Origin of the sequence: Arthrobacter sp. UNCCL28 (assembly GCF_900102805.1) — a bacterium.
Lineage (GTDB): Bacteria > Actinomycetota > Actinomycetes > Actinomycetales > Micrococcaceae > Arthrobacter > Arthrobacter nicotinovorans_A.
The window spans coordinates 66,613-81,923 of the sequence record NZ_FMWE01000001.1 but is presented as its reverse complement, the minus strand read 5'-3'; the positions used below and the strand labels follow the sequence as shown (position 1 = coordinate 81,923).

Below are 15,311 nucleotides of genomic sequence, written 5' to 3'. Positions count from 1 at the left end.
CCCCTTTTTGTCTCCCCCGACCCAAGTAGGTCGTAATCAATTGGGCCCCGTTGGGGTGGGTTAGCTGAGGGTCAGCACGCCGTCCACGCGCCGGGGGATGCCCAGCGGGTTGGCATCGTGCAACGCCGGGTGCAGGACGGACTCGGGGGCGTCCTGGTAGGCCACCGGGCGCTGGAAACGGCGGACCGCGGTAGCGCCTACGGAGGTGAACAGGGACGTCGTGGCCGGGTACGGGCCACCATGCTGCTGGGCCCAGTTCACGGCAACCCCGGTGGGCCAACCGTCGAACAGGACGCGTCCGGCGAGCCCGCTGAGCTGCTCCACAAGGGCGGATACGTCCTCGCCCGGCTGTGCGTGCACGGTGCCAGTGAGGCTGCCCGGGACCTTGGCCAGGGCAGCGGACAGTTCTTCCTGGTTGGCGTACTCGATCAGCAGCGTGGTGGGGCCGAAGCACTCCTCCAACAACTCTTCCGGACGCTCCAGGACGTTCGCGGCACTGGTGGAGAAGACCACGGGCGCGGCGCCGTCGGCCAGGCTGTCCTGCTGCACCATACCGCTGACGACGGCGACACCCGGCTGGTCCGCGACGTTCCGCAGCCCGTCCGGGTAGGCCTCGGCGATGCGCTCGGTGAGCATGGCCGCGGTGGGCTTGTCCTTGCTGGCCTCGGCCAGGTTGGATGCGAAGTCCGTGCCTGCCGGGATGAAGACCAGCCCGGGTTTGGTGCAGAACTGCCCGGCGCCCATGGTGAAGGAACCGGCCAGGCCCGCGGCAAGCTGCTGTCCACGTTCCGCAAGCGCGTCCGCGGTGATGACCACGGGGTTCAGGCTGCCCAGTTCCCCGTAGAACGGGATGGGCTCGGGTCGCGAGGCTGCGAGGTCGAACAGGGCACGGCCACCGGGGATGGAGCCGGTGAAGCCGACCGCCTTGATGGCCGGGTCCTGAACCAGTGCCGTGCCTGCCTCGCGGCCACTGACCAGGGCGAAGATCCCTTCCGGGGCCCCTGCCTTGGCAAGGGCTTCGGTGACAACCTCGGCGGTGCGCTCAGAGAGCCGGATGTGGCCGGAGTGCGCCTTGACGATCACCGGGCAACCCACGGCCAGCGCGGAGGCGGTGTCGCCACCGGCCACGGAGAAGGCGAACGGGAAGTTCGACGCCGAGAACACCGCCACCGGGCCGATGGGACGAAGGATGCGGCGCAGATCCGGCTTGGGCGGGGTGGACGTCGGATCAGCGTGGTCAATGACGGCTTCAAGGTAGGAGCCTTCGGTGATGACGTTGGCGAACAGGCGGAGCTGGCCGCTGGTCCTCGCCACCTCACCCGTGAGCCGGACGGTGCCCAGGCTGGTTTCGGAATCGGCAATGGCCACCAGTTCGGTGACGTTTGCGTCCAAGGCATCGGCGACGGCGGTCAGCCAGGCGGCGCGGTCGGCATCGGATGCTGCTGCGGTCACCTTGGCTGCTTCCGTGGCTGCTGCGGTGATGGCTGTCAGGTCAAGAGTTGCTGTACTCAATGCGGTTTCCTTTACTGTCGGTAACGGCGCTGGTGGTAACGGCGCTGGCGGGGACGGCGCTCTCGGCTACGGCGCTGTCGCTGGCGGGCAGTTGTGCCGGCTTTCCGAACTCGAAGCCGAGCCCCGGACGGTCTGTGCTGGTGAGCAGGCTCCTGCCGGTGCTGTTGCTGATTTTCACCGGCGAAGGTCCGGCCAGGATTCCGAGCTGCCCGAAGGACGCATCTTCCACGTCCTCCACGCTCACGGCATCGGCAAGGGTGAGGGCCAGCTGCCCGGAGAGTTCCGGAAGCAGGTGCGGCGCCACCCGGATGCTGTTGGCACGGGCCAATTCAGCGATCCTGCGGAACGGGGTTATGCCGCCCACCCGCACGATATTGGGTTGGATGATGTCCACAGCTTCGGCTTCGATGAAGTCGCGGAAACGGTAGATGGTGTGGACGTTCTCCCCCAAGGCGATGGGGACCGGGGACTGCTTGCGCAGACGCCGGTAGGCCCAGAGGTCATCTGCGCGGAGGGGTTCTTCCAGCCATTCGAGTCCGTACTCCCCCAAGATATCCAAGGCACGGAACGTATGGGCAAGGTCCCACCGCTGGTTGGCGTCGATCATGAGCAAACGGTCTGGGCCGATGACCTGCCGGACAGCTGCAACGCGTTCGGCGTCTTCCCGGAGTTCGGGCTTGCCCACCTTGATCTTCACGGCGTTATGCCCGGCAGCAACCCATCGCTGCGCCTGCTCCACGAGCTCCTCCAGGGTGTAATGCAGGTTCACGCCGGAGCCGTAAACCTCCACCGATTCCCGGCGCTGGCCCAGCAGCCCTGCGACCGAGGTGCCGGCCTGCCGCGCTTTCAGGTCCCACAAGGCCAGGTCCACGCCGGCCATCGCAATGGTGGTCAGGCCTCCCCCGCCGGCTTCATGGAGCCGTTTCCACAACTGGTCCCACACCATGTCAGGGTTGGCTTCGAGGCCAAGGATGAACGGGGCAATATCGTAATCCAGGAGCGCTTTGACCGCTTGCGGACCAATGGTGGGTGTCCACGAGAAACCGTGGCCGGTGCCGCCGTCGTCGGTGGTCAGTTCGGTGACGACCACATGGTTTTCGGGCGCCTCGGCACCCCAGCTGCGCAGCAGCGGGACCGTGATCAGCCGGGTGGTGAGGCCCGTGATGCGGGCCGGCATCAGCTGCCGGCCAGCTCGTGGCCCTTGGCCAGGATGGACTTGAGCTCCAGCAGTTGTTCCTCGGAGGGGTCCACCAGGGGCGGCCGTACCGGGCCAACCGGGAGCCCGGCAAGGCGAAGGCCCGCCTTGATCAGTGAAACGCCGAAGCCCGGAGTCTGGTCACGCAGCCGGACCAAGGGCGCATAGAACCCTTCAAGCAGCGCATGGCGGCGCTCTTCATCGCCGGAGATGTAGGCGTCGTAGTAGGCTTTGGCGATCTCGGGGGCCATGGCGAACGCTGCCGAGGAGTAGAGCGGGATCCCCAGGCCACGGTAGGCGCCCTGGGTCAGCTCGGCCGTCAACAGGCCATTGAAGAGCGCGAAATCGGTGCGGCCGCTGGCGTTGATCGCCGAGACGATTTCCTGGGCCAGTCCGACGTCGCCGATTCCGTCCTTGAAGCCAACAACCTTCGGGTTAGCGGTGAGGCGGGTGATGGCTTCGGCAGTGAACTTTGCCGTGCCGCGGTGGTACACGATCACCGGCAGGCTGCTCGCGGCGGCGATGGCCTCCACATAAGCCACCACACCATCGGTGGGGCCGGTCACCAAGTACGGCGGAAGCACCAGGAGGGCGTCCGCGCCGGCTTCCTCAGCCACCTTCGCGGCGGCAATGGCGTGACCCAGCGGTCCGCCGGCACCGGAGACCACCGGCACGGCCCCTGCAACAGCCTCGACGGCGGCAGTCACCACGGTGCGGATCTCCTCAAGTGAGAGCGCATGGAATTCGCCTGTGCCGCATGCAGGGAAAACGCCGCCGGGGCCAAAAGGCAGCCGGGAGGTGATGTGTTCCTTCAACAGGGCCACATCGACGCTGCCGTCCTCGGCGAAGGGAGTGACGGGGAAGAACAGTACGCCGTCGAAGTTCATGGTGTCTCCTTGGTTGCTCCCGCCGGGACCAGGCCGGAGGGATTCTCGTCGTTGAGTGCTGCGTGATTCAGTGCTGACTGATTTAGTGTTGCGCCGTTCGGCGCTGCGCCGTTCAGTGCGGCATTCTGTGCTGCGCCGTTCAGTGCGGCTTGTTCGCTTGCCGCTGTGTCGGCCCCTTCATAGGGCGGGGCCAGTTCGGTGCGCCAGGACCGCTTCGGTTCCCAACCGAGGAGCTCACGGGCTTTGTCGATGGAGAACGCCGGGCTGGTCCCGGTGAGGTGCTCCGTGAGGGGTCCGCTGCCCGGCAGGAAGCGGGGGAACAATTCCGAGAGCGGCGCGGTAGCCAAGGCATCCTTGGCGCCCACGAAGAAGACCTGGCCGTTGGGAATGCTGTCCATCTTCTCCAGCAGCACATCCAGGAAGTCAGCCACATCCCGGGCGTCTACATAGTTGAACAGAGCCGGCGCGGACAACGCGGGATCATCCAGGCGTTCCCGGATGGTGTGGCCTTGCTGCGTCAGGGCCCCTTCCCACTCCTCCGGGGAAAGGACGTAGCACGGGCGGAAGGCCGCATACCGGATCCTGTCGCCCTGGGCTGCGGCGAACATCTGCACTGTCTGCTCGGCAATCAGTTTGGACAAGGCGTACGCGTTCCACGGCTTGGGCGGCGTCTGCTCATCCAAGGGGAACGACGGCGGCAGCCACCCTGCCGGTGAGCCATAGCCCAGGGCGGTGGGGCTGGACGCCGTCACGATTTTCGGCACACCCGCGTCGGTGGCCGCACTGACCACCGCATAGGCGAGCCGGGTGTTCGTGCTGAAAATGACATCCTCGGGTGCGCTGAAAGGTACGGCAATAGCAGCGAGGTGAATGACGGCGTCGGGCGCTGTTTCCCGGATGAGCCGCTCTGCTTCCCCGGGTGCCAGGAGATCAGCGGTGTGCTGTTCGGCTCCGGCGGGCAATTGCTCGGCGGGGATGGCATCCCGGTCCACCGAGATCACCTTGTGGCCGGCGTCCGCCAGCCCGGCAACAACGCTGCGCCCCAGCCGACCGGAACCTCCGGTGACAAAAATCCTGCTCATGGTGTGTTCCTTGCTTGGTAGTGAACGGGTCAGGCCTGGCTGCGGCTGAGATCGACGCCGAGGCCAAGTTCGCTGATCCGGACCGGGAGGTCGGTATCCAGGGACTGGTTGCCGGCAATTCCCACCGAGACGGAACGGAGTCCGTCGATGTAGCCGGACGGACGGCCCAGCGGATCGATGCCGGGGCCGTTGAAGAGGTCCGAGAGCAGGAGGTTGTCGCCGCCGCCGTGGCCGCCCTCGCCGTTGACGATCGGGACTTCGTAGGCTGCTTCCCAGTGCCGCTGGACCACCAGGCGCTCGCCGTTCCGGCGCACGGCGTCATCTTCCTCGATGGGCGTGGCGCTGGGGTCAACCACGGTCTTCTTGTCGGTGGAAGACTCGACGGCGGCGCGTTCCACCACTTCGAGCTCGGCGCGGCCTTCGGTGCCGTTGACAGTCACGCGGTAGCCCTCCCACGGACTGTGCGCATTGAGCGAGTAGCTCAGGGTGGGTCCGCCCTGGTAGTCCACCACGAGGGCCAGGTTGTCCTCGATGGTGATGCCCTCGGTGAAGACGTCCTGGTCGCGGATGTAGCCGTCGAACTTTTCGTTGTCGTAGTACAGGGCCTTCAGGCGCTCGTCGTCGCGCATGTCCAGGCGGAAGGGATCGTGCCCCAGTCCATCAACCGTGCCGCGCTCGGGGCGGGCACCCAGGCCACGCTCGGCAGCGTTCTTGTCGCCGTAGAAGCGCAGGCCACCGGAGGCGAAAACGCGCTCCGGAACATCGTTGATCCACCAGTTGACCAGGTCGAAGTGGTGGGAAGCCTTGTGGATGAGCAGGCCGCCGGAGTTCTTCTTTTCGCGGTGCCAGCGGCGGAAGTAGTCGGCGCCGTGCACGGTGTCCAGGACCCAGCTGAAGTCGATGGAGGTGACCTTGCCGATCACGCCGTTCTGGATGACTTCCTTCAGCGCCGTGTTGCGGGGCGAGTACCGGTAGTTGAAAGTCACCACCACGTTGCGGCCGGTCTTCGCCACGGCCTCGGTGATGCGGCGGCAGCCATCCACGTCAATGGTCAGCGGCTTTTCAACCACGACGTCGGCACCGGCCTCGAGCGCTTCGACGATGTAGTCGGCGTGGGTGTAGTCGGGCGTCGTGACGATGACGCGCTCGATGCCGTTGGACTGGATGAAGCTGGTGAGCTGGCCGGGCTCGAAGGATGCCACAGGTTCCGTTCCGCCAAGTTCGCGGATGAGCTCCTGGTAGAAGTCCACCCGGCCTTGGTTGACGTCGGAGAGCGCAATGAGTTCGGCTACGTCAGCGTGCTGGCCGTAGATGGCCCGGATGTACATCTCGGAGCGGCCACCGGTTCCAATGAGGGCAATACGGGTCCGCTTGCCGCCTTCGGGCTGGGCTGTGGGTGTTGCCGATGCTGCTGATTCTGTCTGGGTCTCGGCTGAGTCGACGGTGACCATGTGGGATGCCCCTTTCAAAAGGCAGGAGTGAACCGCTTGACGGCCCGGCTTCGTGTGGGAAGAATCATGAGAAAGCGTTTTCTCAGAGCGTTATAAGCTTTGTATCAAGACTCTGGTGGTCACGTCAACCACTGCACCAACGACGGCGCATACGGGAGACGACCAATGGGAAGGGGCCACATGGCACGCAGGAACACCAACAGGCGCGTCGGGATAGCTGACGTCGCGGAGAAGGCCGGCGTTTCGCACGCCACCGTCTCCCGCGTCATGAACGGTAACGCCGCAGTGGACCCCGGGATCGCAGCGCGGGTCCGGGCAGCCGCCGCTGAATTGAAGTACCAGCCCAACCCTGTGGGGCGCAGCCTTGCCCTGGGCAAGACCGACACCATCGGCATAGTTGTCCCGGACCTGGCCAACCCCACGTTCCAGGCCATCCTCCGCGGTCTCAGCATCGCTGCAGCCCAGGACGGATACCGCGTCCTCATTGCGGACTCCTCCGAAGTCACCAGCGAGGAAGCCATCCTTGCTGGGGAAGCCCGCCGCCGCTGCGATGGCGTGGTCCTGTGCGCACCCCGCATGGCGGACGCCGAACTCGAGGAACTGGCCCCCACCCTGCACCCTCTGGTACTCATCAACCGGACCACCATCGCCACCAACACTCCGAGCCTGAGCGTGGACTACGGGCAGGGTATCCAGGAACTGGCGCAGCACCTGGTCTCACTGGGACACCGCCGGCTGGTTTTCCTCTCCGGTCCCGAGCACAGCGCCTCCAACCGCCAACGCCTGGTGGGCCTGGACCAGTTCCGCGCCAAGCACCCGGAGATCGATTTGCAGATGCTCCATGGCGGTTCCAACTTCGATTCAGGCCACGAATCCACCGAGGCCATCATTGCCAGTGGCGCCACCGGAATCCTGGCCTTCAACGACCTCGTGGCAATGGGCCTGCTCAGCGGCCTTCACGAGCGCGGCATCCGCGTCCCGGAGGACATTTCCGTGACGGGGTTTGACGATATTCCGTTCGCCAAATACACCACGCCCCCGTTGACCACCGCGGCCGTGCCCATCAACGAGCTCGGCAGCCTTGCCTGGCGGAGGATGCGGGAGCAGATCCAGCAGGCCGGCGAAGCCACTACCCAGGCGCAGGACGAGTTCTCGCCCAGGGTGGAGATCCGCAAGAGCACCGCGGCGCCGGCCCTCAAGCCCGCCTAGATGCAACGCGGGGTCACTTATGGCCCCTTTAGGCGGTTCTACGGGGCCTTGAGTGACCCCGCGTTGCCCTGGTTCGGGGCAGGGTTTGCGCCCACGCCGGCCTCTTTGTAGAAGCCCTGGATGTGGGCGGCAACAAGCTCAGCTGCTTTGGCGCCGTCGTGGTTGTTGACGGCGGTGAGGATGGCGCGGTGCTCGGCCCGCAGCCTGCCTGAGGTCGCGTTCCAATCCGGAAGGTTTCCCGTCAGCTCGCCCGCGTAATTCTCGATCGCACCCCGGAGCGAGGCCATCATGGCGCTCACCACGGTGTTGCCGGCCGCCTGCGCCAGGGCCACATGGAAGCGGGCATCGAGGGCCAGGAACGAGTCAATGTCCTGCGCAGAGTCCATCTGGTCCAGGAGCTCCGCGGCCTCCTCCAGCTCCGGCACACCCACGTGGGCGCGTTCGGCCGCCCAGGATTCCAGCAGGACGCGGGTCTCCACGATGTCCGCCACGGGAAGGTGCCGCGTTGCCACGTGCAACCTCAGGGTGGAGCCCAGTGCGGAGCCCGGCTCGGCGATGACCACCGTCCCGGCATCCTTGCCCGAACCCACCCCCGCGCGGACCACTCCCATTGCCTCCAGGATCCTGACGGCCTCGCGCACCGACGTCCGGGAAACCTTCAACTGCTCGGCCATGGTGCGTTCGCCCGGCAGCCTGCCACCGAGGGCAAGGTCACCGTCGGACAACTGCTTCTCGATCCATTGCAGGACCAACTCGTGGGTACGCATAAACGAAATACTAGTTGATGTGGTCCAACCACATGGATTACAGTGTGGTTAGACCACAGTGGCAGGACCACAGAATTCAAGGGAGAACCGCATGACCGACACCCTCGATCCCAAGATCACCGCCGAGCCCGCCAATGCCGGGAGCGATCAGAACGTGACCCGGCAGCAGCAGCCGGCGCCCGCCGTCGTGCACCCATCCTTGGTGCCTCCGGCATTGAAGCGGCGCATCCCCAAGGTCTCGGACCTCGCGCCGCTGATGCAGTTCAAGAAGCCCGAATTCAGCAAGACCGCCCGGCTCAAGCGCGCCAGCACCATTTGGGAATTGCGGGACATCGCCAAGCGCCGCACCCCGCAGGCACCGTTCGACTACACCGACGGTGCCGCCGAAGAAGAGATCACCCTGCGCCGAGCACGCCAGGCGTTCCAGGACATCGAATTCCGGCCGGGCATCCTTCGCGATGTTTCAAGGATTGACCTCCGCACGGAAATCCTGGGCAAGGAATCCCGCCTGCCCTTCGGCATCGCACCTACGGGATTCACGCGCATGATGCAGTCCGAGGGCGAATATGCAGGCTCGCAGGCCGCCGAAGCTGCCGGAATCCCCTATACCCTCTCCACCATGGGCACCGCCTCCATCGAGGACGTGGCCACCGCCGCCCCGAACGGCCGGAACTGGTTCCAGCTGTACCTGTGGACGGACCGCGACCGCTCCCTGGAACTGATCGAACGTGCCGCCAAAGCCGGCAACGACACCCTCATGGTCACCGTGGACACCGCTGTTGCGGGCGCCCGCCTCCGCGACGTCCGCAATGGCATGACCATCCCGCCGGCACTGACCGTCAAGACAGTCCTGGACGCCTCGTACCGCCCGGCCTGGTGGTTCAACTTCCTCACCCACGAGCCCCTGACGTTCGCCTCGCTCTCGCGCTACACCGGCACCGTGGCCGACCTCATCAACTCCATGTTCGATCCCACGCTGACCTACGAGGACCTGGACTGGCTCCGCGAAACCTGGAAGGGCAAGCTGGTGGTCAAGGGCATCCAGACCGTGGAAGACGCCCGGCGCGTTGTTGACCACGGTGCTGATGGAATCATCCTGTCCAACCACGGCGGACGCCAACTGGACCGTGCACCCATCCCGTTCCACCTGCTGCCGGAAGTCACCACAGCACTGAAGGCGGACAACAGCGAGGCCGCGGTCATCCTGGACACGGGCATCATGAGCGGCGCGGACATCGTGGCAGCCCTGGCACTGGGTGCGGACTTCGCCCTGATCGGCCGCGCTTACCTTTATGGCCTGATGGCGGGCGGACGCGAAGGCGTGGACCGCACCATCCAGATCCTCGAGAAGGACATGACCCGCACCATGGCGCTGTTGGGCGTCAGCAAGGTGGAGGACCTGAACCCGGACCACGTGCGGTTGCTCCAGCGCTAAAAGCACCCATGCAGGCAACAGCCCCTGTTCGCAACGGACGTCCATTGCGAACAGGGGCTGTTGCGTTGTTTGGGTAAAGGGTTAGATCAGGCCCTGGGCCAGCATGGCGTCGGCAACCTTGACGAAGCCTCCGATGTTGGCACCCACCACGTAGTTTCCGGGCGCACCGTAGGCGTCGGCTGTTTCGGCACAGCGATCGTGGATGCCCACCATGATCTCGGTGAGGCGCTGTTCGGTGTGCTCGAAGGACCACGAATCGCGGCTGGCATTCTGCTGCATTTCCAGCGCAGACGTTGCAACACCCCCGGCGTTGGCGGCCTTGCCCGGTCCAAACAGGATCCCGGCTTCCTGGAACACCGATACCGCGGCACGGGTGGAGGGCATGTTCGCACCCTCCGCCACCGCAATCAGGCCGTTGCTGACCAGCTTGGCGGCAGCATCGCCGTCGAGCTCGTTCTGCGTGGCGCACGGCAAGGCCACCGTGCCGGTCACGTCCCATACGGAACCACCGGCAACATGGTTGGCCCCGGAACGGCGCGCGGCGTACTCGGTGAGGCGTCCGCGCTCCATTTCCTTGATCTGGCTCAGAAGCCCGACGTCGATCCCCGCCTCGTCCACGATGTAACCGGCCGAATCTGAACAGGCCACCACGGTGGCGCCCAGGGACTGCGCCTTGGCGATGGCATGGATGGCAACGTTGCCCGAACCGGAAACCACCACCCGCTGGCCGTCAAAGGACTGGCCCCGCGTCTTCAGCATCTCCTGGGCGAAGATCACCGTGCCGTAGCCGGTAGCCTCGGGGCGGACCAGGGAGCCGCCCCAGGAAATTCCCTTGCCCGTGAGGACGCCGGACTCGTAGCGGTTGGTAATGCGCTTGTACTGGCCAAAGAGGTAACCGATTTCGCGTCCACCCACGCCAATGTCGCCGGCAGGGACGTCGGTGTACTCACCGATGTGGCGGTAGAGCTCGGTCATGAAGGACTGGCAGAAACGCATGATTTCGGCGTCGGAACGCCCGCGCGGATCGAAGTCCGAGCCACCCTTGCCGCCGCCAATGGGCATGCCGGTGAGCGCGTTCTTGAAGATCTGCTCGAAGCCAAGGAACTTCACGATCCCCAGGTATACCGAGGGGTGGAACCGGAGCCCGCCCTTGTAGGGGCCCAGGGCGGAGTTGAACTCCACGCGGAAGCCGCGGTTTACGTGGACGCGGCCGGCGTCGTCGGTCCACGGGACGCGGAAGATGATCTGGCGTTCGGGTTCGCACAGGCGTTCCAGGACGGCACCTTCGAGGAATTCGGGGTGGCGGTCATGCACGGGGCCAAGGCTTTCGAAGACCTCAGTGACGGCCTGGTGGAATTCCTTCTCCCCCGGGTTCCGCGCCAACACGGTGTCGCGGACAGCTTCGAGCCTTGAATCCATGCGTGTTCCTATCCTCAGTGCGCCGACCCGCGGCGAGACGATTAGTCCCGCCCATGGTTGCACCGAGGGACATAGGATCTCCATCCGGAGACAATGTGACCCTCAAAGCTGAGTTAACACAACTGTAGAAAATCGTTGAAAACACAAGGAAGCGGAAGGCAAACAAAAACTCACAATGTGATGAGGATCACGTTAAGTCGTTGCGCGCTACCGCTTACGGCCAAACTTTGGCAGGTTGGGCAGGTTCGGAAGGTTGGCCAGGAGGTCAGCAGCCTTAGTGGCAGCGCGGCCAACAGTACGGCCAATCTGCTGGGGAACGGTGTCGTCGGAGGCAGGGTCAACCGAAACAGGCGTTTCACGCGCGTGGACCTTGACGGCCTGGCTGATGGCGTCGGCACGGTTCGGGACCGGTGCAGCAGTTTCAACTGGAGGTGTACTGACTGCGGGAATTTCCGCAGGGGCCGGAGACGCGGGGACGGCAGGCGCCACAGCGGCAGGTAAGACGGCGGCGGGAGCCGGGCCGCCGACGTCGAACGTTTCAAGCCAGCTCGCGACGCCGGCAAGCGGCTTGGGATTGAGCGCATAGAAGCGCTTCTGGCCTTGCGCGCGCATGCTGACAAGATCAGCCTCGCGGAGCACCTTCAGATGCTTGGAGATAGTGGGTTGGCTCGCAGCCAGTTCTTCCACCAGTTCGCCTACTGCTTTATCCCCAGAGCGGAGGGAAACCAGGATGTCGCGCCTGGTTGCCTCAGCTATGACGGCAAATACGTCGTCAGTCACCATGCCTCCCACCCTAGCGACATATACGCCGATTGGCATCCCTGTTTCTTTGTGATGCAGGGGCTTTGGAGCGTGGCCTCCGTCAGTCGAACCAAGGGTCCAGCCCGTAGAGCGGGAAGATTTCCTTGCGCGTGGCAATGACTGTCCGGTCCACCTCATCGGCGGGGTCATAGCCCACTTCCCAGGAGCGCCACCACACGTCCACGTCATCGCCCATGGACTCCGGAGCCCACACGCCATAGGTTTCCCGCACATACGTCCGCCACGCTTCAGGCACGGGCGCACTGAGTGGCACCGGGCGCTGTGTCACCATCCCGATCAGGTGGCTCCACGCACGCGGCACAACACCGGTGACGTCATAACCGCCGCCGCCAGTGGCAATCCATCGGTTCCCGCAGTAACGGGCCGCCAGGCTCGCGACGGCGGAGGCAGCCTCACGCTGACCGTCGACGCTGAGGGTGAGGTGCGTCAGGGGGTCGTCGCGGTGGGAGTCGCACCCGTGCTGGCTGACGATGACCTCCGGCTGGAAGGCACCCACAAGCTGCGGAACCACTGCATGGAAGGCCCGCAACCAGGCGGCATCACCCGTAAAAGTGGGAAGCGCGACGTTGACCGCAGTCCCTGGAGCGTCCGGCCCGCCGGTTTCATTGGCAAAGCCGGTCCCCGGGAAGAGGGTCAGGCCCGTTTCGTGCAGGCTGATGGTCAGGACACGGGGATCGTTCCAGAAGATACTCTGCGTCCCGTCGCCGTGATGGGCATCGACGTCGATGCTGACGATCCGCTGCACCCCGCCGTCGAGCAGTCTTTGGATTGCCAGCGCGACGTCGTTGTAGACGCAAAAGCCGCTGGCCCGCTCGCGTGCGGCATGGTGCATCCCGCCACTGAAGTTCACCGCCCGGACCGCCTTGCCCGAGAGGATGCTCTCAGCGGCCAGCAGTGAACCGCCGGCAAGCCTGGCACTGGCCTCGTGCATTCCGGCGAACGCGGGGTCATCCTCCGTCCCCAGGCCGCGGCTTTCCTCCGGGGTGGACGGGTCCTCGCTGACGCGCCGGACGGCCTCCACGTAGCCGGCGCTGTGCACCGTTAGAAGTTCGACGTCGGTTGCTACCTCGGGTGCCTCAACCGCCACATGCTCATGGTCAAACAAGCCCAGGGATTCGGCCAACCGTGCTGTCAGTTCCAGTCGCTGGGGAGCCATGGGGTGGCCGGGGCCGAAATTGTAGGCAGTCATGGCTGGGTCCCACACCACCGTCGTTGGCAGTGCGGAGCGGGTAATGCTGGAAGCCGTAGTCCCAAGCCTGGAGTTCATCCAGAACAGGCTACCTGAGGCTGGAGGGCCCCCACGCCCGGTTACGCCGCGGGAATAGTGGTTTACTACTCAGGAAAGCTTGTTTCAACCGAGGAAGAGCGCCATGTCTCAAAGCCAGTCGCGGTCCACGAGCCCGGCCAACTGGCAACCCAACCAGCAGGAGCGGGAAGGTCTGTGGATCTTCACCCGCGTGCGCGACTTCATCGACAACATTGCCAACACCTCCCCTGCCCGTTTGGCGTTGACCGTCTTCGCCGTGGTCATCCTGGTGTTCACGGGCCTGCTGTCCCTGCCCGCGGCGTCCGCTGCCGGTACGGTCACGCCCTTGCATCAATCCATGTTCACTGCGGTCTCTGCCGTCTGCGTCACCGGGCTGACGGTGGTTTCCACCGCTACCCACTGGACCTTCTTTGGTCAGCTGGTGATCCTCATTGGCATCTTCGTGGGAGGCCTTGGCACGCTGACCCTGGCCTCGCTGTTGGCCCTCATGGTCAGCAAGCGCCTGGGCGTACGCGGCAAGCTGATCGCCCAGGAAGCCATGAACAACGCTGGCCGCCTCGGTGAGGTGGGTACCCTGCTCCGGATCGTCATCGTGACCTCGGTGGTGATTGAGGCCGGACTGGCCATCGTGCTGATTCCCCGCTTCATAGTGCTCGGGGAGAGCTTCTGGCAGTCCGTGTGGCACGGCGTCTTCTACTCCATTTCCGCGTTCAACAACGCCGGGTTCACACCGCATTCCGATGGCATCGTCCCCTATGAGACCGATCTGTGGATCCTGGTTCCGCTGATGTTGGGGGTCTTCCTCGGCAGCCTCGGATTCCCGGTGGTGATGGTGTTGCAGCAGAACGGGCTCAATTGGAAGAAGTGGAACCTCCACACCAAGCTCACCATCCAGGTCTCCTTCATCCTGCTGGCATCCGGCGCAGTGCTGTGGGGCCTGATGGAGTGGGACAACCTGCGCACCATCGGCCATATGGGCCTTGGCGACAAGGTGGCCCATTCCCTGTTCGCCTCCGTGATGACCAGATCCGGCGGCTTCAACCTGGTGGACCAAAACCACATGGAATCCACCACGATGCTCCTCACCGATGCCCTCATGTTCGCCGGCGGCGGGTCGGCGTCCACAGCCGGTGGCATCAAAGTAACCACCATCGCCGTCATGTTCCTGGCCATCATGGCCGAAGCCCGTGGCGACGCCGACGTGAAGGTCTATGGCCGCACCATCCCCCAAGGCACCATGCGCGTAGCCATTTCGGTGATCGTTGCCGGCGCCACCCTGGTCTCCGTTGCAGCGTTCCTGCTGCTCTCCATCAGCGGTGCATCATTGGACCGGGTGCTCTTCGAATCCATCTCCGCCTTTGCCACCGTGGGACTGAGCACCAACCTCAGTGCCGAGCTGCCGCCGTCGGGCGTTTATGTCCTGACCGCTTTGATGTTCGCCGGCCGCGTCGGCACCGTAACCCTTGCTGCCGGACTGGCCCTGCGCCAACGAAGCCAGCTGTACCACTACCCGGAAGAGAGGCCAATCATTGGCTAGTACCACGGGGGCTGCCAACCGCCCCGCACACAACGCACCAGTACTGGTCATTGGCCTGGGCCGGTTCGGATCCGCCACAGCTGAGCAGCTGGTCAAGCAGGGCCGCGAAGTCCTGGCCATCGAGCGCGACCGTACCCTCGTCCAAAAGTGGGCGCCCGTGCTCACGCACGTGGTGGAGGCCGACGCCACCAACATCGATGCCCTGCGCCAGCTTGGAGCCCAGGAGTTCAGCTCAGCTGTAGTGGGTGTTGGCACGTCCATCGAGTCCTCAGTGCTCATCACCGTGAACCTGGTGGACCTGGGGATCCAACACCTGTGGGTCAAGGCCATCACGCCATCCCACGGCAAGATCCTCACCCGCATCGGCGCCAACCATGTGATCTACCCGGAGGCCGATGCCGGTGTCCGGGCAGCGCACCTGGTGTCCGGGCGCATGCTGGACTTCATCGAGTTCGACGACGACTACGCGATCGTGAAAATGTACCCGCCCAAGGAAACCGTGGGCTTCACCCTGGAAGAATCCAAGGTCCGCTCCAAGTACGGCGTAACGATCGTCGGCGTCAAAACCCCGGGCGAGGATTTCACCTACGCACGGCCGGAAACCAAAGTGTCCGGCCACGATATGTTGATCGTGTCCGGACACGTGGACCTGCTGGAGCGCTTCGCAGCACGCCCGTAACCGTGATGGAGTTTTTGTACAGCTAACGCCCTTTAGACGCGCTCTTAGG

General features: G+C 64.8%; 13 protein-coding genes. 4 read left to right on the top strand and 9 right to left on the bottom strand.

Translation table 11 applies throughout. From position 1 onward, the window contains the following. Positions 1-60: 60 nt before the first annotated feature. Genes BLQ01_RS00365 through BLQ01_RS00345 form a run of 5 tightly spaced genes read right to left on the bottom strand, consistent with a single transcriptional unit; the run spans position 61 to position 6,127 of the window. On the bottom strand, positions 61-1,512 hold the full coding sequence (locus BLQ01_RS00365) for an aldehyde dehydrogenase (NADP(+)) (RefSeq protein WP_091549697.1): 1,452 nt from the start codon (positions 1,510-1,512) through the stop codon (positions 61-63). Continuing rightward, a complete protein-coding gene (locus tag BLQ01_RS00360; protein WP_091549696.1) occupies positions 1,493-2,689 on the bottom strand; it encodes a mandelate racemase/muconate lactonizing enzyme family protein in 1,197 nt (398 codons plus the stop codon). The genes BLQ01_RS00365 and BLQ01_RS00360 overlap by 20 nt, the downstream gene beginning before the upstream one ends. After that, positions 2,689-3,594 carry a 5-dehydro-4-deoxyglucarate dehydratase gene (locus BLQ01_RS00355; protein WP_091549695.1) on the bottom strand — a complete coding sequence of 302 codons (906 nt, stop codon included), beginning with the start codon at positions 3,592-3,594 and terminating at the stop codon, positions 2,689-2,691. Before BLQ01_RS00355 ends, BLQ01_RS00360 begins: the two co-directional genes overlap by 1 nt. Continuing rightward, positions 3,591-4,676 carry an NAD-dependent epimerase/dehydratase family protein gene (locus tag BLQ01_RS00350; RefSeq protein WP_091549694.1) on the bottom strand — a complete coding sequence of 362 codons (1,086 nt, stop codon included), beginning with the start codon at positions 4,674-4,676 and terminating at the stop codon, positions 3,591-3,593. The genes BLQ01_RS00355 and BLQ01_RS00350 overlap by 4 nt, the downstream gene beginning before the upstream one ends. Before the next feature lie 29 nt (positions 4,677-4,705). After that, positions 4,706-6,127 (bottom strand): Gfo/Idh/MocA family protein, encoded by a 1,422-nt coding sequence (locus tag BLQ01_RS00345; protein ID WP_026541344.1) that lies wholly within the window; start codon positions 6,125-6,127, stop codon positions 4,706-4,708. A gap of 180 nt (positions 6,128-6,307) precedes the next feature. On the opposite strand from BLQ01_RS00345, the gene BLQ01_RS00340 reads away from it, so the two are divergent. Continuing rightward, positions 6,308-7,336 (top strand): LacI family DNA-binding transcriptional regulator, encoded by a 1,029-nt coding sequence (locus tag BLQ01_RS00340; protein ID WP_026541345.1) that lies wholly within the window; start codon positions 6,308-6,310, stop codon positions 7,334-7,336. A gap of 38 nt (positions 7,337-7,374) precedes the next feature. Here the strand turns inward: BLQ01_RS00340 and BLQ01_RS00335 are convergent, their stop codons facing one another. Continuing rightward, a complete protein-coding gene (locus BLQ01_RS00335) occupies positions 7,375-8,103 on the bottom strand; it encodes a FadR/GntR family transcriptional regulator (RefSeq protein WP_091549693.1) in 729 nt (242 codons plus the stop codon). A gap of 91 nt (positions 8,104-8,194) precedes the next feature. Here BLQ01_RS00335 and BLQ01_RS00330 point away from each other — a divergent pair, with 91 nt between their 5' ends. After that, positions 8,195-9,538 (top strand): alpha-hydroxy acid oxidase, encoded by a 1,344-nt coding sequence (locus BLQ01_RS00330; protein ID WP_091549692.1) that lies wholly within the window; start codon positions 8,195-8,197, stop codon positions 9,536-9,538. 81 nt (positions 9,539-9,619) lie between these two features. On the opposite strand, the gene gdhA is transcribed toward BLQ01_RS00330, so the two are convergent. From gdhA to BLQ01_RS00315, 3 genes are all read right to left on the bottom strand, one after another. Beyond that, on the bottom strand, positions 9,620-10,957 hold the full coding sequence (gene gdhA / locus BLQ01_RS00325; protein WP_091549691.1) for an NADP-specific glutamate dehydrogenase: 1,338 nt from the start codon (positions 10,955-10,957) through the stop codon (positions 9,620-9,622). Between the two features lie 207 nt (positions 10,958-11,164). Further along, complete coding sequence (locus BLQ01_RS00320) at positions 11,165-11,740, bottom strand: ArsR/SmtB family transcription factor (RefSeq protein ID WP_091550306.1); 576 nt, start codon at positions 11,738-11,740, stop codon at positions 11,165-11,167. A gap of 79 nt (positions 11,741-11,819) precedes the next feature. Then, positions 11,820-13,046, bottom strand: coding sequence for an acetoin utilization protein AcuC (locus BLQ01_RS00315; protein ID WP_026541349.1), 1,227 nt, complete (start codon positions 13,044-13,046; stop codon positions 11,820-11,822). Positions 13,047-13,149: 103 nt separating this feature from the next. Between BLQ01_RS00315 and BLQ01_RS00310 the strand changes: the two genes are divergently transcribed. Both BLQ01_RS00310 and BLQ01_RS00305 read left to right on the top strand, forming a co-directional pair. After that, positions 13,150-14,583, top strand: coding sequence for a TrkH family potassium uptake protein (locus BLQ01_RS00310; protein WP_091549690.1), 1,434 nt, complete (start codon positions 13,150-13,152; stop codon positions 14,581-14,583). Continuing rightward, a complete protein-coding gene (locus tag BLQ01_RS00305; protein ID WP_026541351.1) occupies positions 14,576-15,262 on the top strand; it encodes a potassium channel family protein in 687 nt (228 codons plus the stop codon). Before BLQ01_RS00310 ends, BLQ01_RS00305 begins: the two co-directional genes overlap by 8 nt. Positions 15,263-15,311 lie beyond the last annotated feature (49 nt).

What these genes read in the sequence shown, in the direction of transcription:
- BLQ01_RS00360 (WP_091549696.1), bottom strand. Translation starts at nt 2,689, where the DNA reads ATGCCGGCCCGCATCACGGGCCTCACCACCCGGCTGATCACGGTCCCG.
- BLQ01_RS00355 (WP_091549695.1), bottom strand. Translation starts at nt 3,594, where the DNA reads ATGAACTTCGACGGCGTACTGTTCTTCCCCGTCACTCCCTTCGCCGAG.
- BLQ01_RS00350 (WP_091549694.1), bottom strand. Translation starts at nt 4,676, where the DNA reads ATGAGCAGGATTTTTGTCACCGGAGGTTCCGGTCGGCTGGGGCGCAGC.
- BLQ01_RS00345 (WP_026541344.1), bottom strand. Translation starts at nt 6,127, where the DNA reads ATGGTCACCGTCGACTCAGCCGAGACCCAGACAGAATCAGCAGCATCG.
- BLQ01_RS00340 (WP_026541345.1), top strand. Translation starts at nt 6,308, where the DNA reads ATGGCACGCAGGAACACCAACAGGCGCGTCGGGATAGCTGACGTCGCG.
- BLQ01_RS00335 (WP_091549693.1), bottom strand. Translation starts at nt 8,103, where the DNA reads ATGCGTACCCACGAGTTGGTCCTGCAATGGATCGAGAAGCAGTTGTCC.
- BLQ01_RS00330 (WP_091549692.1), top strand. Translation starts at nt 8,195, where the DNA reads ATGACCGACACCCTCGATCCCAAGATCACCGCCGAGCCCGCCAATGCC.
- gdhA (WP_091549691.1), bottom strand. Translation starts at nt 10,957, where the DNA reads ATGGATTCAAGGCTCGAAGCTGTCCGCGACACCGTGTTGGCGCGGAAC.
- BLQ01_RS00320 (WP_091550306.1), bottom strand. Translation starts at nt 11,740, where the DNA reads ATGGTGACTGACGACGTATTTGCCGTCATAGCTGAGGCAACCAGGCGC.
- BLQ01_RS00315 (WP_026541349.1), bottom strand. Translation starts at nt 13,046, where the DNA reads ATGAACTCCAGGCTTGGGACTACGGCTTCCAGCATTACCCGCTCCGCA.
- BLQ01_RS00310 (WP_091549690.1), top strand. Translation starts at nt 13,150, where the DNA reads ATGTCTCAAAGCCAGTCGCGGTCCACGAGCCCGGCCAACTGGCAACCC.